Annotated in this window: 11 protein-coding genes; 2 read left to right on the top strand and 9 right to left on the bottom strand. The window is 70.8% G+C overall.

Annotated elements, in window-relative coordinates:
- Positions 1-225: a DUF397 domain-containing protein gene (locus J2X68_RS07785; RefSeq protein ID WP_310431696.1), complete on the top strand. Its 225-nt coding sequence runs from the start codon at positions 1-3 to the stop codon at positions 223-225.
- Here J2X68_RS07785 and J2X68_RS07780 read toward each other — a convergent pair.
- The 5 genes from J2X68_RS07780 to J2X68_RS07760 all read right to left on the bottom strand — a co-directional run bounded on the left by J2X68_RS07780 (position 195) and on the right by J2X68_RS07760 (position 10,081).
- Positions 195-767, bottom strand: coding sequence for a dihydrofolate reductase family protein (locus J2X68_RS07780; RefSeq protein ID WP_310431695.1), 573 nt, complete (start codon positions 765-767; stop codon positions 195-197). The two genes, J2X68_RS07785 and J2X68_RS07780, sit on opposite strands and share 31 nt — an antisense overlap.
- Positions 768-844: 77 nt before the next feature.
- Positions 845-1,300 (bottom strand): hypothetical protein, encoded by a 456-nt coding sequence (locus tag J2X68_RS07775; RefSeq protein WP_310431694.1) that lies wholly within the window; start codon positions 1,298-1,300, stop codon positions 845-847.
- A 4-nt stretch (positions 1,301-1,304) separates the two neighbouring features.
- Positions 1,305-1,952, bottom strand: coding sequence for a hypothetical protein (locus J2X68_RS07770; protein WP_310431693.1), 648 nt, complete (start codon positions 1,950-1,952; stop codon positions 1,305-1,307).
- Positions 1,952-2,350 carry an Imm10 family immunity protein gene (locus J2X68_RS07765; protein ID WP_310431692.1) on the bottom strand — a complete coding sequence of 133 codons (399 nt, stop codon included), beginning with the start codon at positions 2,348-2,350 and terminating at the stop codon, positions 1,952-1,954. Before J2X68_RS07765 ends, J2X68_RS07770 begins: the two co-directional genes overlap by 1 nt.
- 3 nt (positions 2,351-2,353) lie before the next feature.
- Positions 2,354-10,081: a ricin-type beta-trefoil lectin domain protein gene (locus tag J2X68_RS07760; RefSeq protein WP_310431691.1), complete on the bottom strand. Its 7,728-nt coding sequence runs from the start codon at positions 10,079-10,081 to the stop codon at positions 2,354-2,356.
- Between the two features lie 512 nt (positions 10,082-10,593).
- Here J2X68_RS07760 and J2X68_RS07755 point away from each other — a divergent pair.
- Positions 10,594-14,040: a DNRLRE domain-containing protein gene (locus J2X68_RS07755; protein ID WP_310431690.1), complete on the top strand. Its 3,447-nt coding sequence runs from the start codon at positions 10,594-10,596 to the stop codon at positions 14,038-14,040.
- A 36-nt stretch (positions 14,041-14,076) separates the two neighbouring features.
- Here the strand turns inward: J2X68_RS07755 and J2X68_RS07750 are convergent, their stop codons facing one another.
- From J2X68_RS07750 to J2X68_RS07735, 4 genes are all read right to left on the bottom strand, one after another.
- Entirely contained in the window at positions 14,077-14,775 is a 699-nt protein-coding gene (locus J2X68_RS07750; protein ID WP_310431689.1) for a response regulator transcription factor, read from the bottom strand.
- 264 nt (positions 14,776-15,039) lie between these two features.
- On the bottom strand, positions 15,040-17,127 hold the full coding sequence (locus tag J2X68_RS07745; protein WP_310431688.1) for a PQQ-binding-like beta-propeller repeat protein: 2,088 nt from the start codon (positions 17,125-17,127) through the stop codon (positions 15,040-15,042).
- A gap of 85 nt (positions 17,128-17,212) precedes the next feature.
- The gene (locus tag J2X68_RS07740) at positions 17,213-19,015 is read right to left on the bottom strand and encodes a PQQ-binding-like beta-propeller repeat protein (protein WP_310431687.1); all 1,803 of its coding nucleotides are present in this window, start codon (positions 19,013-19,015) and stop codon (positions 17,213-17,215) included.
- Between the two features lie 191 nt (positions 19,016-19,206).
- The gene (locus tag J2X68_RS07735; protein WP_310431686.1) at positions 19,207-21,012 is read right to left on the bottom strand and encodes an ABC-F family ATP-binding cassette domain-containing protein; all 1,806 of its coding nucleotides are present in this window, start codon (positions 21,010-21,012) and stop codon (positions 19,207-19,209) included.
- Positions 21,013-21,237 lie beyond the last annotated feature (225 nt).

Below are 21,237 nucleotides of genomic sequence, written 5' to 3'. Positions count from 1 at the left end.
ATGGCTCAGGCCCTGCACTGGCAGAAGTCCACGTTCTCGGGCGGCGCCGAGGGCAACGCCTGCGTCGAACTCGCCGCTGCCGCCGTCCCCGCCGCCCTCCACCTCCGTGAGAGCGACACCCCGGACGCGGCCCTCACCGCCCCGCCCGTCGCGCTCGCTCACCTCCTGGCGGGGATACGCGGCGGACTCGGACCTCAGCGGACGACGTCGAAGACGTTCTTCTGAAGGCCGTTGGCGTACGCCTCGTGCTCGACGAGCTTCAGCTTCTGCGTGTCCTTGTCCGTGGCGCTGAACAGCCGCTTGCCCGCGCCGAGCAGGAGCGGGAAGACGAGCAGGTGGTAGCGGTCGATCAGGCCGGCGTCCGAGAGGGCCTGGTTGAGGGTGGCGCTGCCGTGGACGATGATCGGGCCGCCCTCGGTCTCCTTGAGCGCGGCGACGTCGTCGAGCGAGCGCAGGATCGTCGTCTCGCCCCAGTTCGACACCAGGTCGTCCTCGGTGAGGGTGGTGGAGACGACGTACTTCGGCATCACCTTGTAGTCGGCGAAGTCCGCCATGTCGGGCCACACGGGGCTGAACGCCTCGTAGCTGGTCCGGCCCAGCAGCATGGCGGTGGCCTCGGTCTGCTCCCGGCCCTTGATCTCGAAGGCCTCGGGGAGGAACTCGACGTCCTTGAAGGTCCATCCGGCGTTCCGGTAACCGGGCTCGCCGCCCGGGGCCTCCACGACGCCGTCGAGCGAGATGAATGCGGTGCTGATCAGGGTGCGCATCTGAGGTCCTCAGGGTGTCGTGGCCGGTGCGGTCATGCTCTCTGACCGCGGTTCGCGGCGAAACTCATCGGCGTCCGTCAGTGTCCGGTGCCGTACCCGGCGATGTCACCGCTGCGGGCCGCCGCCACCGCGGCGATCGTCAGGGTCGCCGCCCAGGTGAGGAAGTGGATCGACGGCGGATAGCTCGCGAGGGTGTAGCCGTCCCCGGTCAGGGCGGCGACGGAGAGGGCCGCCACCGGCAGCCCGGCGGTGAGCGCCGCCAGCAGGCCGCGCAGCGCAGGGCGGGTGAGGAGGTCGCGGGGTGCGAGCGCCAGGGCGAGGCCGGTGGCCGTGCCGACGGCGACGCCCAGCGTCATGAAGCTCAGCACGGCGAGCCCGCCCGCCGACGTCAGCGTCCGCGCGGTGCCGTCGTGGCCGCCGGTCAGACAGACGAACGCCGCCATCAGGCACAGGGTTCCGACGATCCCCGCGGGCCACACGCCGATCAGCACACCGAGGCGCGCTCCCCGCCGGACCGTCGCTCGCAGCTGCATGCGGTCAGCCTCGCAGCTTCACCACCTGGGCGTCCAGGACCGTGGCCGGGATCGACGGGGTGCCGCTGAGGTAGGCGATCGCGTTGCCGGAGCGGAGGATCACGGCCTTGGCCGGGGCCGCCTTGCCGGACCGGGTCACCGTCGCGCCCACGCCCATCGCCTGGTCGACGCCCTCGGGGGCGAGTTCCGGGGCGACCCTGCCGACCTTGTGCTCGTCGCCGTCGACGGTGGCCGTGAAGCCGGACGCGCACGCGTCGAGGGCGGTGGCGATCGCGTCCATCGCCTGCTGGGCCTCGTCGGAGGCGTACTCGGCGAGGACCACGGTGACGGTGGCGCCCTCGCCGGTGGCCTTCCGTACGACCGTGGTGACCGGCTTGCCGACGGCCGTGCCGGACAGGGCGTAGGCCAGCGGAACGCAGGCGTCCTGCGTGACCTGCACCTTGCGGGCGCCGTCCGGCGTGGACACGGTGAAGCCGTTCGCGTCCCGCGCGACCAGCGCCGCGCCGCCGAGGCCGCCGGCCCGCGCGGTGGCCCCGGGCTGGGCGGTGGGCTTCAGCAGACCGTCCTCACCGCCGGCGCCACCGCTCGCCACGTCACACGCCGACAGCAGCGCGCAGAGAACCACCGCCGGGCCGAGCCGACCGTATCGCATCAGAATCCCACCAGGACGGGTCGCTCCTCGGCCCGGCCCCAGTCGAGGATGCCGGGAAGCCCGGTCACGTACGCCGCCACGTTCTCGGCGGGAGCGTCGAAGCGGACCGTCAGGCGCTCCGGCACATTCAGCACGGCAGCAGCCTGTGCGGCGATGTCGAACCGCAGCACATCGCCTTCCCGCTCCACGCGCAGAAGCCCCCCGTAGTGGGTCCGGCCGCCGCTCACGAGACAGTAGGTGTCCATCCCCAGAGAGATGTCCTGCTCGTCGGGTTCGTAGTCCGTCCGCTGAATGAGCAGCGTGAATCCGGGCTCTTCGATCCCTTCCGAGAAGCCCGCCTCGACCACCTCGTCCTCTTCGTCGATGTCGAATCCGACCGACTGCGCAACAACTTCCATCGCTCACTTCTTTCTACGGCCACCGGTTGCGACCCATGTTCCGGCGCCGACGGGACTCGCCCAGGCGTAGACCACGTTCACACCGAGTTCCTTGACCATGCGGTTCATCGCTCCCTTGCAGCGGGAGCAGGGCGGAAGCTGCCCGACGAGGCGGACGGTCTCACCCTTGTCGACGGGAATGTGCCCGGCGTACGGGTCCCCGGGGATGGGGTTCTTGCCGGCCGACGCCCCGGACATACGCCCGACGCGGTTCTCGGTGTGCGTAGCGGCTTCGGTGTTGTAGCCGCCGCCGAGAGCCTTCTCCGCGTCTGTGGACGCGCCGCTGCGCACGGAGTAGGACAACCGGACATCGCCGTTCACATCCTCGATGTCGACGTCGACCGTGTGCCCCGGAGCTTCTCCACAGTTGTGGACCAGGACCGGAGCAGCACCGGCCAGCACATAGTACGAGTGGAGATCCGCGACGGTGAGGTTGTGGACCGTTGCCCGCTGTGTCGTCCACCGTTCGACGGCCGTGACCTGGACGTACGTGCCGGCGCTGGTGCGCAGCCACTCCCCCGCCGCCAGATCCGTGGCGTCGACCCACTCGTCCAGCTCCGGGACCCAGAACGGGTGCCCCTCGGTGGCCGTCACCTGCGCGGTACCGTCACTGTCGCCGACCGCGACGGTCACCTTGACCAGGTGCTTGACGCCGTCGCCGACGATCTCGGCGGTGACGGTCTCGGCGGACGTCTCGCCGGTCTTCGGGTCGGACGCCAGGACCCTGTCGCCGTTCTCGACGTCCTCGATCGGCTTGGTGGTCCCGTCGGCCATCAGGACCCGGGTCCCGGGGACGAAGCTGTTGTTGATCGGGCAGCTGGCACCGGACGCACCGCTGTCGTCAGCGCCTCCTCCCGACGACTGCTTCCTCACCTTCGCCTGCGGTGACTTCGGCTCCACCTTCTTCGCCGCTGTCTTGCGGGCCTTCTGGATCGCGTTGCCGGTCTTCTGCGCGGCCTTCTTCGCCTGTCGGGTCGCCGCTTCCTTTGCCTTCTTCTTCAGCTGTGCCGCCAGCGCGGCCGCCTTTTTCTTGGCCGCGGCCGCCTTGCGGGCCAGCTCGCGGGCCTTGCGGGCCAGCTCGATGATCTTGCGGGCCTTCTCCTTGGCCTTCATCAGCGCGTTGATCGCCTTCGCGATCCGATACGCCGCCTTGGCTATCCCGAAGGCCTTGTACGCCTTCGTCCAGGGGATGGCGTTGAGGAACAGGTCGCCGCAGGACCACACGTCGCCCCGCGAGAAGCAGCCCACCACGCTGTCCCAGCCGACGAACTCCTTCAGTGCGGCCCAGCCGATGGACAGGATCACGTCCGCTACCGAGGTGGCCAGCGTCTTCTTCGCCGACGCCTCGTCCGAGGCCGACGGGCCGCCGTACTCCGAGGAGCCGCCCTCCGATGCCAGACCCGACGGGTCGGCAAAGGTGACCGGGTTGTTCTCGCAGTAGACGTAGCCGTTCATCTGGACGGGGTCGGCCAGATCCAGGAGCGGGTCGGCGGACAGGAAGCGGCCCGTGTTCGGGTCGTACTCCCGCGCTCCCAGATGGACGAGTCCGCTGCTCGCGTCCTCGTCACCACCGACGTAGCTCTGGTGGGAACGCCAGGTGCCCGGTTCCGACCGCTCCACGCCGAACGGGTCCGTCTTGGAGAACTTGACCTTGTTGCCCGACGTCAGCGCCACGTTGGCGTACGCCGTGCCGTTCTGGTCGGTGATCTGTACGGACAGTTCCGCCGTGCCGGTGCCCTGAGCGTGGCGCATCACGGTCGGCGCGCCCGCCTGGGAGTAGTAGCGCTCGGTGTAGGCGGGACCGCCGGCCGCGTTGACCGAGATCGTCGACTCACCGAGGTACAGGGTGCGCTCGGTGGCGGAGATCGCCATCAGACGCGATCCGTCACCGCCGTAGACGTACTTGGTCTCCTTGTCCGGGATCCACTGCTGGTTCGCAGCGGTCCCGCAGGTGTTCAGCTGGAGGTCCGTGCTGTCGGCCGAGTTGGAGCCCGGCACGTCCAGGCACTTGCCGGACGAGACGTGCTTCAGGGTGCCGGTGGACGTGGCCGTCCACTGCTGGGCCGCCGCGCCGGTGCAGTCGGCGATGACGACCAGGGTGCCGTTGGCCGTGCCGCCGTCCTTCGGGACCACGCACTTGCCCAGGGCCTTCAGTGCGCCCGTCGACGGATCCGTCGAGGAAGTCGGGGCGATGCGCAGCTTCTGCGCCTTGGAGCCGTTGCAGGTGTAGAGCTGGAGCGGCGTACCGGCCGTGGTCAGACCGCCGGCCAGGTCCAGGCACTTGTTCGCGAGGCCCTTCCACGCGCCCGCGCCGTTCTCCCCGAAGCCGGTGACCTTCTCGACCTGACCGTCCCAGGTCCAGGTCAGCGCCTGCTCGGACCCGTCGTACGTGCGCGTGAGCGTGTTGCCCGCGTCGTCGTACGTCAGGCCCGTGGCCTTGGTGACCTGTGCGCCCGAGTCCGCCTTGTACGTGGACGACGTACCCGTCAGCGTGTGCGGCTGGGTGCCGTCCGCCTTGCCGTACGTGTAGTCGGTGGTGGCGTCCTTGGTGGTGTCCAGACCCGGGTCGTGCTCGACGAGCTTCTTGCGGTTGCCCATCGCGTCGTAGGTGTACGACTGCCAGTAACCGCTGTTCGCCGCCGTGACGTTGGTGGTGCCGTCCGAGTACTTCGCGGCGGCCGTCGTCTTGCCCGGCGCCGTGCAGGACGCGGGTGCCGTCCATGCCTCGCTCAGCTGGCCCAGCGCGTCGTAGGTGAAGCACTGGCGGTCGGTCACCGAGTTCGAGGTGTCCGCGATCGACGTGACGTTGCCGGCCGAGTCGTAGGCGTAGCTGCGGGAGTTGACGCGGTGGCCGGTCACGGTCGTGGTGTCGCTGGTCGACTCGCGGTCGACGATGCTCTGGGTCAGTTCGCCCGTCGCCTCGTCGTACAGGTTCGTCGTCCAGACGCGGTTCGGGTTCTCGCCGCTGGCGGTGCGCAGGACCTGGCCGTACGGGGAGTAGGAGGTCTGCGCGGTGTACCAGGCGAGACCCGAGGTGGAGACCGGCAGACCGTCCTCGTTGTAGCGGATCGCCAGCCTCTCGGCGGGCAGGGTGCCCACCGACGGCAGGTTGACCGCCTCCATGACGCCCGACTCCGAGTACTCGAAGCTGTAGGCGTACTCCTTCTGGAGACCGTAGGAGAGTGCCACCGACTCGGGGATCGAGATCTTCTGCCCGGTCGGCTGGTAGTCGGCCGTGTAGCCGGTCACCGAGGTGCTGTACGCCAACCCGTCCGTGTAGCGGGTCAGCGAGGTGGCGAGGCCGACGCCGCCGATCAGTGTGTCGTACGTCGTCTTCGCCAGCAGGGTGCCGGTGGCGGAGTCCTTGTGCTGCTCGATCGGCCGGGACAGCTTGTCGTAGACCGTGTAGACGGCCGCGTTCTCGTCCGTGACCAGTTGCGGCCGGTCCAGGATGTCGTACGCGGTCGTGGTCGTGCCCGCGTCCGGGTCGACCGACTCGATCTCGCGGCCCCGGGCGTCGTACTTCCAGGTCCAGAGGTTGCCCTGGGAGTCCTTGGCCTTCACGCGGTCGCCGCGCTCGTCGTACGTGTACGTCGTCGAGCGGTAGGCGGCGCGCAGCGCGTCCGTGTACGTGTCCACGCGGACCGTGCGGCCCATCGCGTCGGACCAGGTGCGCTGGGCGGCGGCGCCCGTCGGGTTGATCACCGTGGAGTTGTCGAGGCCGTACTCGTAGCGGCTCGCCTTGGCCGGGACCTCGGCGCCGTTGAGGTACGGGGTCTCGGTGAGGGTGCGGCCCAGACCGTCGTACGCGTAGAGCGTCGCGTTGGGGACCTGGTAGTCCGAGTCCAGCTCGAACAGGACGGTGGAGGGGTCGTCCTTGTCGTAGTAGGCGTTGTTGGTCTGCCGGATCGTGCCGTTGGCGCCGTACAGGGTGTCCGTGATGAGGCGTCCGCCGCCGACCGCCGGTTCCTGCTTCTGGCGTTCGCGGCCGAGGCCGTCGTAGATGACGGTGGAGACGCCGTAGTCGCCGTCGTCGGTGAGCGACTCGGTGGTGATCGAGACCGGCTGGCCGATCGTCGTGTCGTAGGTGATCTTCGCCGACGGCGACTTGGACGTGGCGCGGGAGGGGTTCCACACCTGGGTGGCGCGGCCGAGGGCGTCGTACGTGTAGGTGGTGACCCGTCCGTTGACGTCCTCGTCGGTCAGCGCGACCCCGCGGCCGGGCTCCAGCGTGCTGGTCTCGCTCTGGTTCAGCTCGTTGGTGGTGGTGATCCGGAAGACCTGGCCCTTGTCCGGGACGTAGGTCGTGACGGCCTTCGCGGTGTCGTTGTTCGCGATGGCCAGGGCGTTCCTCGTGGACGTCGTACGGCCGTAGTCGTCGTACGTGACCTCGCCGTCCTTGACCCAGTCGCCGCCGGTGCCGGTGATCGCCCAGGTGGTGGTGGCGTTGCCGGTGGTGGGAGCGGCGTCGTAGGCCTGGCCGTCGTAGGCGACCCGCGAGCCGTCGATCCAGTCGGCGGCGGTCGCCGTGGCCGCCTGCGCGCAGGTGCCGGCGGTGGTGAGGGTCTGCCGGTCCAGGCCGATGAGGTGCTTGGCGGTGTTGTGCACGTACGACATCACCGTGCAGGTGTCGTCGTCCGTGTTGTCGGTCGCGGCGTCGGCCGACCAGTCGTTGTAATCGGCGACCTGCGTCGGAAGGCCGTAGGTGTCCTCGTACTCGGTGACGGTGCGCAGGACGCGCACGGTGCGCTTGTCGTCGCCGGTGCCGGAGGAACGGGTGTAGGTGAGGGACTCGGGGGTGAGGACCCGCCAGGCCTTGAGGTCCGGGATGCCGCCGGAGCGGCTGCGGGCGGCGAGCTTCACGGCCTTCGGCTTGTCGACGGTCCTGGTCAGCCAGGTGTCGGCGGTCGCCGAGGCGTAGGTGAGGGACTCCGCGACGCGGCCCGCGAACGGCTCCTCGTCGGTGGCGATGGTGACGCCCTCGGAGTCCTTGACGGTGACCGAGCGGGTGCCGCCGCCGGACAGGGGGTCGCCGTCCATGCCCCGGAAGAAGCGGGTCTCCGTCATGCCGCGCTTCGTGGACACGTACGCGGCGTCGCTGTCGGCGCCCGTGTAGGTGCGCACGCGGGCGAAGCCGCGCCACTGGTCCCAGGTGCGGGTCTTCTTCTTGCTGAACTCCGCCTGGTTCAGGGCCCAGGCCGCGTCACCGAGGTAGTCGTAGGTGGTCGTGATCGCGTCGACGCCGGTGAGGGCGGGGAGTTCCTGGACGGACTCGACGACGTACTTGTTGAACCAGTCGGTCGTCTCGACGTCCGGGTCGGCGTTCCAGAACACCGGGTAGCACAGGCCGGTGTTGGCGTCCGGTGCGGGGAAGCCGCTGCCCGTCCTGCACGCGCCCGACGGCGCCTTGTAGGTGACGACCGTCTCGCCGCCGTACTCGCTGACGACCCGCGCGATGCGCAGCCGGTCGAAGGCCGGGTTCGGGTCGTTCGCGCCCTCCTTGACCCGGTTGGGCATCGGCTGGCTGTTGGCGAGGAACTGCACCGGGTTGAGGGTGAGGGACTCGCCCTCGGTGTCGTAGCCGGTGCGGGTGATCGACTCCAGCCACAGGGCGGTGCCCTCGTCGGTGAGGTCGGCGGGCAGGGACTGCTGGAGCGTCCAGCTGTCCACCTTCGACAGGGCCGTGGAGCCCTGCGTGCGCTGCGTCCACGTCGTCACCTGGGCCAGCCGCTTGCGCGACCAGAAGGTGGGGACGGGGACGTAGCACTCCTTGCCGGACGCGCAGTACAGGTCGGCCGGGGTGTCGTACCAGATCCGGTTCCTCGCGAAGTCGCCGGAGGCGAAGTTGTCGTTCTCCTCGCCCTCCGCCGTGCAGGCGAGCTCGCCCTCCTTGAAGCAGCGCTCGTCGACGTCGAAGGTGACCTTGGAGATCGGGGTCGCGTACGGGTCGGCCGTGGTCAGGCCGTACTCGATGCGCTTGAGGTAACCGCCGCGGTCGTAGGAGACGGGCGTCTTGAACTTGTTGTTCTTCGCGTAGTGGTTGGTCTCCTTCGCCCACCACAGCGTCATCGCGTTGCCGTTGGTGTCGACGACGTAGTCGAGGTTCCAGCGCCAGGCCTGGTCGCAGAAGGAACCGGCGAAGTCGCCCGCCTTGTAACAGGGTTCGGCGCTCTGGTTGCCGGCGACGGGCGCGGTGAGGACCGAGTTCGTCACCGGGTCGCCGCTCGCCCAGTCGTCGGCCAGCTTGTGCTTGCCGAAGTAGTACTGGGTGCCGTCGCGGGTGGTGACGCGCCAGTACTCGCCGTCGGCGTCGCCGTTGTCCAGGGCGGTGTTCCGCAGCAGTTCGACGCGCGAGCCGTCGTCGTTCGCGGTGACCCACTTGTCGCCGTACGGACTGCTCGCGCCGTCGGGCAGGACCAGCTCGGTCGTCGTGCCGCCGAGCGTGAGCGTGGCGTTGTACGAGCCGAAGCAGAGGTCGCTGGTCTTCTTGGTGTTGTTGCCGTTCGTCTGGTCGTCGCGGCAGGAGGCGTAGGTGCGGGTGATGGACCCCGCGTTGTACTCCCAGCCGTCGCCGACCCAGGAGGGCTGGTTGTTGGAGGCGGAGGTGCGGCCGTCCACGCCCTGCGAGTTGTAGCCGAAGGACACCGACGGCGAGGGGCCGCCGGGGACGCTCGGGGTCTGGAGGCTGTACGAGTAGGTGAAGCCGCCCGAGTTGCCTCCGGCCGACCAGGAACCGGCGCTGACCAGCGGGGTCGCGCCGAAGTCGCCCTTGGAGCCGGAGCCGGAGTCGGTGGCGAGCAGGACCGAGGAACCGGATCCGTCGGCGGTCGCGGCGGCCAGCGTCGCCAGCCGGGTGCCGCCGACGGACCGCGTCTCGCGGTACACGCCGTCGGTGACCGTGCCCGTGCCCGACGCGGCGGCCGTGGACGCGGTCGCGGCGCTGGTGCCGCCCGCCGCCAGGACCTCGGTGTCGACGGTCGCCAGGATGCGGCGCTCGAACACCGCGTCGCCGTCGGCGTCGGTGCCCGTCTGCGCGACCACGTTGTCGGTGGAGACCTCGGTCGGCTCGGAGCAGCCCTCGGTGTCCGGGGTGGTCAGGAAGCAGGACGGGTACTGCACGAAGGACAGCCGGTCCGCCCAGTTCGCGCCGTACAGCTCGGAGAAGTCGGTGTAGTCCAGGGCGATCACGGCGTCGCCGGTCGCCTCGGCCGGCGGGGTGACCGTGAGGGCCACGCCCTCGATGGCGGTGGTGGCGAGTTCTCCCTGGCCGGCGAGGGTGACCTGCCACTCGCCCTCCAGGGCCGCGGCCTCGGTCGTGGTGGCGTCCTCGGGGGCGCCGACCTCGACGGGGAGCGCGGTGCCGTCGGCCTGGGTGAGCGGGACCAGATCGCCGGGCGCGAGGCCCGTGAGGTCCTTCGTCGCGGTGCCGCCCGCGGGGGCGGTGACCTGGCTCGGGTCGTACTCGAGGGGCTGCTCGGCCTCGGCCGTGGTCAGTTCGGCGAGCCCGCCGCCGGCCTCGCCCTCGGCCTGCTCGGCGTCCGGCAGGTCGACCAGGTCGACGCCGCTGCGGTCGTCACCCGGGGGCAGCGCCACGGCGGCGGGCGAGACGCCCAGCACCAGCGCCACGGCGAGCGCTCCGACCACACCGGCGCGCATCCGCGCCCGTCTGCGGCGTTCGGCGCGCGTGCTCACACGCCACCCCCTGCCGCTCCATGACAGCGATCCCCACACAGCGACAGCCCCCGCGCCCACAGTTCCGGCCATTGATGAGCACGAATGCTCTGGCAAATGTTCATGGAAAGTCAACAGGTCCAAGAAGGCGCGTGATTTAGCTCACCGGAGAAATTCCGCAGTCCACAGAAAAAGATATGAGCACGGTTCAATCGCTGAAAGAACAGGTCAAACGCCGGTCAATGCACTGTCACGCGTGGGTACCTTGTGATCGTTTGGCACGGGACGCCCGGGACGCGAACTCACTGGCCAGCCCTACTGGTTAGACGTAGACGAGAGCCGTCCTGCTCCATCAGAAAGGTCACGGAACGGTAAAGGCGACCGAGCGGTGTGGCGCAATCTCCTGGGCATCGGCGATGCTCTGGTGCGCGCTTTCCGGGCGTGGAATGCGAAAAGCAGACCCCCGGGTGCGGCATAGCTCATTCACAGAATCCCGGCTCGCCCGGGATTTCAGGGGGAGGGGGCGCAAGCCCATGGAACGTCGTCGCTTCGGCCTGCCCGCGTCCGGGCGCGGCCGGGCAGGGGTCGCCGCAGCCGTCGCCGGCGCGATCGGCGTCGGGCTGCTGGCCGTGCCGCTCTTCGACGACCCCGGCACCGCCGACGCCCCCGCCGGGACCGGGAAGACGGCCGCCCGTCCGCTGGACCAGGACACCGCCCAGCGGCAGGCCGTCGCCGCGGGCAAGCGCGTCGAGGTCACCGCGATGCGGGACGAGACGTCCACGACGTACGCGCGTCCCGACGGCAGCTTCGAACTGGTCGCGCACGGGGCGCCGGTGCGGGCCCGGGTGAACGGGGTCTGGAAGCCCCTCGACACGAGCCTGGCCCGGACCGCGCAGGGCTGGGCCGCCAGGGCGACCGTCGATCCCGTGGTGTTCTCGGCGGGCGGCAAGGGCAGCGGGAGCGGGGCGGGCGGGGCGAGCCACCGCGGCGCCTCCCGCCCGGGCCCGGCGTCCGCGGTCGTGCGCCCCGCCGTCTACACCGTCGCACGCGGCGGTGACACCGTGCGGGCCGCCGACGCCACCGAGGGCTTCTCCGAACTCGCCACCGTCACCAGCGGCGGCCACGAGATCACCCTGAGCTGGCCCGGCCCCCTGCCCGAGCCCACGATCAGCGGGTCGAGCGCGCTGTACCGCGAGGTCCTCGACGGCGTCGACCTGATGCTGACCGCCCAGGCCGGCGGCTTCAGCCATGTCCTCGTCGTGCACAGCGCCGAGGCCGCGGCGGACCCCGCGCTCACCCGGCTGTCCTACGGGCTCTCCTCCCCCGACCTGACCTTCCGCCTCGACCCCGTCACGAAGATCGTCACCGGCACGGACCGCGACGGCCAGGAGATCGCCGTCTCCCCGACCCCGTACCTGTGGGACTCCGCCGGCGCCCACGCGGTCACCGAGGGCGCCGACCCCGAGCCGACCGAGGGACCGGCCGAGCCCGCCCCGTCGTACTCCGAGGAGCCCGGCGCGCCGGTCGGCGAGGAGAACGCCACGCCCGAGGACGGTCAGGACACCGACGCGCCGACCGCCACCGAGGACAGCGGCGCCGGCGCGGCCACCGCCGACCCCGCCGCCTTCCGCCAGGCGTCGTCCACCGCCCTCACCGACGCCCAGGTGTTCGCCCTGCCGGGCCTCGCCGGTCCCGACCCGGGCACCCATATGGCCCTCGCCGGAACCGAGTTGAGCGCCCCGGGCGCCGCCTCCACCGCCCTGTCGATCGTGCCGGACGCCGACCTGCTCACGGACCCGGACACGGTCTACCCGGTCTTCGTCGACCCCACGATCTACGGCAAGACGAAGAACTGGACCACGGCCTACAAGAAGTACCCGAGCTCCAGCTTCTACGACGGCGCCAACTACAACAGCGGCACCACCGAGGCCCGCGTCGGCTTCGAGTCCACCACCTGGGGCCTGTCCCGCTCCTTCTTCAGGCTCGGCTGGTCCACCAGCATCAAGGGCGCCCACGTCTCGTCGGCCTCCATCCGGCTGCGCGAGACCTACTCCTGGTCGTGCTCCGCGCGCGAGACCCAGCTCTGGCTGACCTCCGGCATCTCCTCCAAGACCACCTGGAACAACCAGCCGGACTGGAAGTCGGAGATCGGCACCAAGTCCTTCGCGTACGGCTACAACTCCTCCTGCCCGGACTCCTACGTCAGCTACGACGCCAAGTCGGTCGCGCAGGACGCGGCGGACGGCGGGTGGTCCTCGATGACCATCGGGCTGCGGGCCAGCACCGAGGACTCGGCGTACGCCTGGAAGAAGTTCCGCGCGGAGGGCGACAGCGCCCCCAAGCTCACCCTCGTCTACAACCGCAAGCCGAAGACGCCGAGTTCGGTCGTCCAGACGCCGGGCGGCACCTGCGACCGCACCACCCCGTACCTCCACATCGGCAAGCGCGACCTCGTGCTGTCGGCCGCCTCCTCCGACGCGGACGACACCTCCACCCGCCAGGACCTGAAGTACCTGGACTTCGAGCTGTGGCGGACCGGCTACGGCGACAGCAAGATCCTCGACAAGAACGTCACGGTCACCAGCGCGGGCAAGGCGTCGGTCACGGTCGCCAAGTCGTCGTTCACCAACGGCTACCAGTACTCGTGGCGGGTGCGCGCGATCGACTCCAGCGGGGCCGCCTCACCGTACGCGCCGACCTCCGACCCGTACGTGTGCCGGTTCGTCTACGACAGCAGCGTGCCCAACGAGCCGCTGATCACCTCCACCGCCTTCCCGGCGGCGGACGAGGACGGCACGGTCTGGTCGACGGTCAAGTTCGGCACGTCCGGCAACTTCACCTTCGCGCCGGACGAGGACACCGACGTCACCAAGTTCCAGTGGTCGTTCAACACCACGACCTACGCGAGCAGCAAGACCGTCACCGCGGGCGCCTCGACGACCGTGTCGCTGCCGCCGCCGCTGGCCGGGCCCAACGTGCTGTACGCGCGGGCCGTGGACAGTGCGGGCAACGTCTCGATCGGCACGAAGTACCTGTTCTACGTCACTCCGCGCGACACGGCCGACGAGGCCGGGGACACCACCGGCGACGGCACCCCCGACCTGTTCGCGATCAGTTCGGCCGGCAACCTGTGGATGTACCCCTCGTCGACCGCCGGTGACCTGCACGTCGGCATGGAGGCCGCCCACGACGACGGCGTCGGCCTGCTCTCCGACCCGGACGAGGACGGCGTGGACCACGCGCCGGGCTACTGGATGGGCGCCGACGGCACGGCGGCGCTGATCGCCCACGGCGGCGACGCGCTCGGCGCCGACGGGATCGGCGACGTCTTCTCCCGCATGCCCGACGGCAAGCTGTACGTGTACCCGGGCGACGGCTACGGCAGCGTCGACGTCTCCCGGCGCATGACCCTCCGGCTGCCCTCGGGCTCACCGGACCCGGCGACCTTCGACCAGATCATCGTGGGCGACTACGACGCGGACGGCCGGGTCGACCTGTTCGCCACCGCCACCGGGGGTGAGCTGTGGGCCTTCGAGGGCTACACCGGCGCCACCTTCCTGACGGTCACCAAGATCGCCTCCACGGCGTGGCTGGACCGCGACCTCGTCTCGGTCGGCGACCACGACGCCGACGGCGCCCCCGACCTGCTGTGGCGCTCCGGCTCCTCCAGCCGTCTCTACCTGCGGTTCGGCGTCAAGGACAGCGCGGGCGGCTCCACCATCGCCTCCCTGTCGACCGCGGCGGCCTCCAAGACGGGCGCCGACGAGGTCTACGCCGAGGGATGGTCGACCACCACGGTGCCCACGAGCCACCTCTACGGCACCCCGGACGTCGACAACGACGGGATTCCCGACCTCTGGGCCCTGTCGAGCGCCGGAAGCATCTACTTCTACAAGGGCGGCGCCGCGGTCATCGGCACGGGCACGGCGGTGATCAGCGCGGACAGCTCCTGGGCGACCACGAAGCTGCGCTTCGGCTGAGCCGCGGTCGACTCCCGGGTGCGGGGCCGGAGTTCGTCAGAACTCCGGCCCCGCACCCCTTTCCGTGTCCCGGGAGGTGTGCGGCAGCGGGCCCGCGCGGTCCAGCAGACCCGTGCGGGCCGCGAGGGCCGCCGCCTCCAGACGGGAGCCGACGCCGAGCTTCATCAGGACCCGCTGGACGTGCGTGCGGGCCGTGGAGGGGGCGATGCCCATGCCCGCGGCGATCAGCCGGGTGTCCTCGCCGTCCGCGACCCGGACCAGGACCTCCACCTCACGGGGCGTGAGCATCTGGAGCAGCCGCTGGCCCTCGTCGTCGGGCTGGGCCGCCGGGTTCAGCAGCTCGCTGAACGCGCCCTGGAGCAGCGACGGCGCCACCGCCGCCTCGCCCGCCCGCGCCTTCATGATGGCCCGCTCCACACCCTCTATGCGCTCGTCGTGGCGCACGTACCCGGAGGCGCCCGCGGCGAAGGCGGCCGCGATCCCGCGGGGGCTCGGCACCGGGCCGAGGACCAGGACCGCCACCTGCGGCCGCTCCCGCTTGATGCGGACCACCGGGTCGAAGATGCCCGGCTCGGCCGGGACCGCCGTGCCCAGCAGACACACCTCCGGGGAACGGGTGATCACCAGCTCCGCCGCGCCCGCGGCCGGCGCCGCCGCGGCGAGCACCCGGTGCCCGCGCAGTTTGAGCGCCGAGGCCAGTGCCTCGGCGAGCAGTCGGTGGTCGTCGACCACCATCAGCCGCACTCCCAACGAGCAACCCCCCAGTCCCCCATGGATGCCCACACGGACTCACACGGATCCTCGCGGACCGACAAAGGGTGCCCCCCGGCACCCTGTCCTTCATGCCCCCGGAAGCTACACGCTTGTTCGACGTTGCGCTCCCCCTACCGGTGAGATGTGCCCCGGATCGCCGAAATTCCTCACATTCGAGGGTCATGGGCGATAAATGAACGGCCCCGCCCCTGAGCAGGGGCGGGGCCGTCATGGCGATTAAGACGATCAGCTGCCCGCGCCGTACGCGACCGCGAGGTACTGCGGGTCGCCGCTCGAGAGCGAGCCGTCGTCGGCGTACACCTCGGACATGAACAGGCGTCCCTGGGAGAACAGGACCTCGGAGTACTCCGGGGACATGCTGGTCTCCAGGTCGCGCACCGCCTCCGTGGCCGGGTTCTCCAGCAGCTTGGTCTCCTTGAAGGAGCCTCCGGCGATGCTGACGACCTGGCCGCCCTTGTCGTACGGCGGCCGCTTGTAGGCGATCAGGTTGCTGCCGTCCATGCGCAGCGGGTAGATCGTGTAGCCGTCGCCGGCGTCCGCGCGCTGGCCGGTCTGCTTGCCGGTGGCCAGGTCGAAGGCGACGACCTCGTTGGTCCGGCTGTACTCGCCGGTGCCGTCGTGCTCCTCGGTCGGGACGTAGATCCGGTCGTTGCCGACGGCCAGGCCCGTGCAGGCCTCGATCCTGGTGATGCCCTCGCAGTCGGCCGCGTACTGGTCGCCCGGCACCGAGATGCGGGTGCGCAGCTTGCCGGTCTTGTTGTCGATGGAGAAGAAGTCCGAGATGCCGCTGCCGTCACCGGCGCTGTCGCCGACGTCGGCGGCCACCACCAGCGGGTCGCTCGACACGACGGACGCGTAGTCGATGCCCGTGGCCAGCTTGTACTCGGAGATCACCTTGCCGGACACCGGGTCGATGGTCTGGATGTGGAGCTCGGGATTGTCGTACGCGCCGCACTTGCGCACCGCCACCAGCTTGGGGCCGCCGCCGTACCCGGCGTCGTAGCAGGTGTCGGCCGGCTTCGGCGACCACAGCACCTTGCCGGAGTCGATGTCGAAGGCGGCGCCGCCGTTGGTGCTGCCGAGGGCGACCGTGTTCGCGCTGACCGTCACGTTATTGAAACTGATCGGGTAGTCACCGGAGTTGACGGTCTTCTTCCACAGCTGCTTGCCCGCGGCGAGGTCGATCGCCGCGACCTGGTCGCAGGCGGCCGTGTCCGCGGTGCTCGCCTGGAAGGTGACCGCCGTGCGGTAGTCGTCGGTGGCGAACCTGCTGGCCTCGCACACCGGGCCGGGCAGCGCGACCGACCAGAGCTTGGTGCCCTTGGCCAGGTCGTAGCCCGCGACCTCGTTGACGCCCGTCTTCACGTACGCCTTGTCGGTCAGCCAGGAGCCCTTGACGCCGACGCTGTCGTCCTTCTTGACCTGGGGCATCGGGATCTTGAACAGCACGTCGGCGGCCGGGTCCGCCGGCACCTTCTCCTTGCCGCCGGAGGACGTGCCGCCGGTGCCTCCCGTGCCGCCGGCGTCGCCGCCGCCGGTCGGGCCGGCCGTGCCCGCCTCTTCCTTCTTGCCGCCGTCGGACTTCGCGTACCAGACGCCGCCGCCGACGATCAGCGCGATCGCGACGACCGCCCCGACGATGATCGCCACCTGCGCGTTGAACTTCTTGCCGCCGGCGCCCGGTCCCTGGCCGGGGCCGCCCGCCTGCGGGTGCATGGGCATGGTGGGCTGCCCCGGGTAGCCGTAACCCGCCGGAGCGGTCGGATACCCCGGCTGGCCCGGCTGCCCCGGGTAGCCGTAACCGGGGGGCTGCTGGCCGTACGGAGGCGTCGGCTGGCCGTACGGGCCCGGCTGCGGCTGACCGTAGGCGGAGGGCGCGGGGGCGCCCGGCTGGGGCTGACCGTAGGCGGAAGGCGCGGGCGTGCCCGGCTGGGCCGGGTAGCCGTAACCGGGGGCGGCGGCCGGGGGCGCCGGCTGTCCCGGAGCCTGCGGGTAGCCGTACCCGGGCTGGGGCTGCTGCGGGGGCCCGGACGGCGCCGGGGGCGGCGGCGTCTGCGGCGGCTGCGGGGCCTGGGGGGCCTGCGGGGCCTGGGGCCGCTCTGTCGCCTGGGCCGGGGGCGCCTGCGGGTAGCCGTAGCCCGGCTGCGGGGCCTTCGTCAGGTCGGGGGCCGGAGGCTGCGGCGCGGCGTCCTGAGGAGCGGCGTCCTTGGGCACGGCGTCCTGCGGCGGCGTGTCCTGCGGCGGCTCGGGCGGGCCGAAGCCGCCCTGCGGCTGCTGCGGGGGCTGGTTCGGCGGGGGCGGCGGCTGGGTCATGGTGTGGATACCTCGGGGAGAACGCTCGGAAAGCTCGGGCGGACGGGCGGGGACGTCGACGGGGCGGGGAAGGCGGTGGGTCGCCTCACTTGCCGTAGGCGAGCATCAGCTTCTCCTTCGTCTCGTCATTGCCCGTCAGCCGGGTGGAGGAGAGGTAGAAGCGTCCGTCGGCCCAGGCGATGTCGCGCGAGTAGAAGCTGTCCTCGATCTCGGCCGTGCTCTCGGGCAGCTGCATCAGCGTCGTCGGCGTGTGGGCGGACCCGGCCGTCGGGATGCCCACCACCCGGCCCGCCGTGTCGTACGACGGCTCGACGTACGCGACGAGGTTGCCGCCGTCGACCTTCATCGGCAGCATCGCCTCGTCGGTCGGGGACTTCACGCGCCACTTCTCCTTGCCGGTGGAGAGGTCGATCGCCACGATCTCGTTGGGACCGCTCTTCGCCTCGGTCGGCAGGTAGAGCGTGTTCGCGTCGGAGGCCGTGCCCGTGCAGCCGGTGAGGTTGCGCTGCAGGAAGCCGGAGTCGCACGCGGGCGCGAAGTCCTCGTCGAAACCGACCTGCGAACGGTAGGAGCCGTCCGCCTTGAAGGTCGCGATGTTCCAGGAGTTCTTGTCCTCGTTGGTGCTGTAGACCACGAGCGGGTCGACGGAGTACGTCTTCGCGACGGACCAGCCCTTGTCGAACTTCTGGGTCCACCTGACCTTGCCGGTGGCCGGATCCAGCTCCTGGATCTCGTCGTGCTCGTTGGCCTCGGTCGCGTCGCAGGACGCCACCGAGATCAGCCGGGCGCCGCCCGCGAACGCCGTCGGGAAGCACGCGTCGCCGTACTTCTGCTTGTCGTACAGCTTCTTGCCGGTGCGGACGTCGTACGCCGTGCCGGACTGCGAGCGGCCCACCATCAGGGTGTTGCCGGCCAGCGACAGCTCGATGCTGATGGCGCTGTCGAACAGCGCGCCGTCCGCGACCACGCCCGTCCAGCCCTTGGCGCCGGTGTTGAGGTCGATCTGCTGGAGCTGGTTGCACTTGGCCCGGTCGCTGGTGCCGCTCATGTACGCGACGACGACCTTGTCGTCCGCCGTCTTCTGCGGGGTGACCGCGCAGATCTTCTGCGGCAGGGCGATGGTGTCCCAGGTGGGCTTGCCGTCGCCAACGTTGTACGCGACGACCTCCTTGTACGCCGCCTTCACGGCCGTCTTGGAGGTGATCCACATGCCGGGGGCCTCGGCGCCGGAGGCGGGCGCGTCGGGCGCCTCCTTGTACCAGAGCACCTTCGCCTCGCCGGCCTTGCGGTCCGCGTTGAAGTCCTCGGTGTCCTCGCCGCCGTCACCGCTGCCGTCACCGGGGTTGACCGGTGCGCCGCTCGTCGTGGCCTTGGCGTCGTCGCTCGGTCCGGCGACCGGCTTCTCGCCGCCCCCGTCGTCGCCGTTCGTGACCGCGAACACGGTCCCGCCGATCACCAGCAGCGCCGCCACCGCGGCCCCGATCACCAGCGCGGGCCGCCCCTTGAAGGGGTTGCGCCCGCCCGGCGGCGTGCCGGGGGCGCCGGGCGCGCCGGGGAACTGGGGCTGCTGCGGGTAGCCGTAGCCCGGCTGCTGGCCGTAGGGCCCGCTCGGCCGGCCGTACGGCCCCGGCTGGGCGTAGGGGCCGGGCTGCCCGTAGGGGCCCGCCTGCGGCGGCTGCCCGTACGGACCCGGCTGCTGCGGCTGTTGCTGCGGATAGCCGTAACCCGGCTGCGGCGCCTGGGCGGGCGGGCCCTGGGGCGGCTGCGGCGGCATCTGGGGCGCGCCGAAGCCCCCCTGTGGCGGCTGCGGCGCCTGTGGCTGTTGCGGCTGGTCCTGCGGTGCTCCGAAACCACCCTGCTGCGGCGGCTGATTGGGCGGCTGAGCCATCAGCGTGTTCCCCCTATGTCACTGGTTTTTAGCCACGCCCCCAGGTCAGTGACCCACCCGAAGCCGTCTTCAGAAAGTTCTCAGACGGCTCTTTCTATCACCCGTGCCGGACGGCTCCCGGGGCCGATCCACCCCTGTTCCCAAGGGAGGACCGCCCCGTGATGCCGTCGTTATGCGCCTTCACGCGCCCTTCACGCGTCCTCGGCGAGTTCCAGCCACCGCAGCTCCAGTTCCTCGCGCTCGCCCGCCAACCCCCGCAGCTCGGCGTCGAGTTTCGCGACCTTCTCGAAGTCGGTGGCGTGGTCGGCGATCTGCGCGTGCAGCTTGGACTCCTTCTCGGATACCTTGTCCAACTGCCGCTCGATCTTCTGGAGTTCCTTCTTCGCGGCGCGCTGGTCGGCGGCGCTCTTCTCGGTCACGGGCTTCGCGACGGCCACCGGGGCCGAGGCGGCCGCGGCCTCCTCCATGCGCTGCCGGCGCTCGATGTACTCGTCGATGCCGCGCGGGAGCATCCGCAGGGCGGCGTCGCCGAGGAGCGCGAAGACCCGGTCCGTGGTCCGCTCGACGAAGAACCGGTCGTGGGAGATGACGATCATCGAGCCCGGCCAGCCGTCGAGGAGGTCCTCGAGCTGGGTGAGGGTCTCGATGTCGAGGTCGTTGGTGGGCTCGTCGAGGAAGAGGACGTTGGGCTCGTCCATGAGCAGGCGCAGGATCTGCAGACGGCGGCGCTCACCGCCGGACAGGTCCCCGACCGGGGTCCACTGCTTGTCCTTGTTGAAGCCGAACGTCTCGCACAGCTGCCCGGCGGTCATCTCGCGCCCCTTGCCGAGGTCGACGCGCTCGCGCACCTGCTGGACGGCCTCCAGGACCCGCAGTCCGGGGTCCAGCTCGCCGACCTCCTGGGAGAGGTAGGCGAGCCTGACGGTCTTGCCGACGACGACCCGGCCGGCCGCGGGCTGCGCCTCGCCCTCGGTGCGGGCGGCCTCGGCCAGGGCCCGCAGCAGCGAGGTCTTGCCGGCGCCGTTGACACCGACGAGGCCGATGCGGTCACCGGGGCCGAGGTGCCAGGTGATGTGCTTGAGCAGCACCTTGGGACCGGCCTGGACGGTGACGTCCTCGAGGTCGAAGACCGTCCGGCCGAGGCGGGAGGAGGCGAACTTCATCAGCTCGCTGCTGTCGCGGGGCGGCGGCACGTCCTTGATGAGCTCGTTGGCGGCCTCGACGCGGAACCGCGGCTTGGACGTCCGCGCGGGTGCGCCGCGGCGCAGCCAGGCGAGCTCCTTGCGGACCAGGTTCTGCCGCTTGACCTCCTCCGTCGCGGCGATGCGCTCACGCTCCGCGCGCGCGAAGACGTAGTCGGAGTAACCGCCCTCGTACTCGTGGACGTCGCCCCGCTGCACGTCCCACATCCGGGTGCAGACCTGGTCGAGGAACCAGCGGTCGTGGGTGACGCAGACGAGCGCGGAGCGGCGCTCGCGCAGATGCCGGGCCAGCCAGGAGATGCCCTCGACGTCGAGGTGGTTGGTCGGCTCGTCCAGGACGATCAGGTCCTGCTCCTCGATCAGCAGCTTGGCGAGCGCGATCCGGCGGCGCTCACCGCCGGAGAGCGGACCGATGACGGTGTCCAGGCCCTGCGGGAAACCGGGCAGGTCGAGCCCGCCGAAGAGCCCGGTGAGCACATCCCTGACCTTGGCGTTGCCGGCCCACTCGTGGTCGGCCATGTCCCGGATGACCTCGTGCCGGACGGTCGCGGCCGAGTCGAGCGAGTCGTGCTGGGTGAGGACGCCGAGCCGGACGCCGCCCGAGTGCGTGACCCGGCCGGAATCCGCCTCCTCCAGCTTGGCGAGCATGCGGATCAGCGTGGTCTTCCCGTCGCCGTTGCGGCCGACGACGCCGATCCGGTCCCCTTCGGACACGCCGAGCGAGATGCCGTCGAGGAGGGTACGGGTCCCGTACACCTTGCTGACGTTCTCGACATTGACCAGATTGACGGCCATTTCTCTCCTGCCACGGGGGATGCTCGACCCTCCAGGGTAGTCGGCGCGGCGGACGCCCTCGGGTGCCCGGCTTCTTTCGCGGTCACGGGGGCGTCCGCGGCTTCCGCAAGCGCGTGCGATCGCCGTGCGCGCCGTCCACGGGCGTCGTGCGCGCCGACGGTGCACGCCCCCTGCCACGGGCGTCCGGACGCCGACTCCCGCCGAGCGGCGAACGGTTGCGCGCGC

The sequence above is a fragment of the Streptomyces sp. 3330 genome (genome assembly GCF_031456635.1).
In the GTDB taxonomy this organism is placed as follows: Bacteria; Actinomycetota; Actinomycetes; order Streptomycetales; family Streptomycetaceae; genus Streptomyces.
The sequence above is the reverse complement of the archived record's forward strand: the minus strand, read 5'-3'. Positions and strand labels throughout refer to the sequence as shown.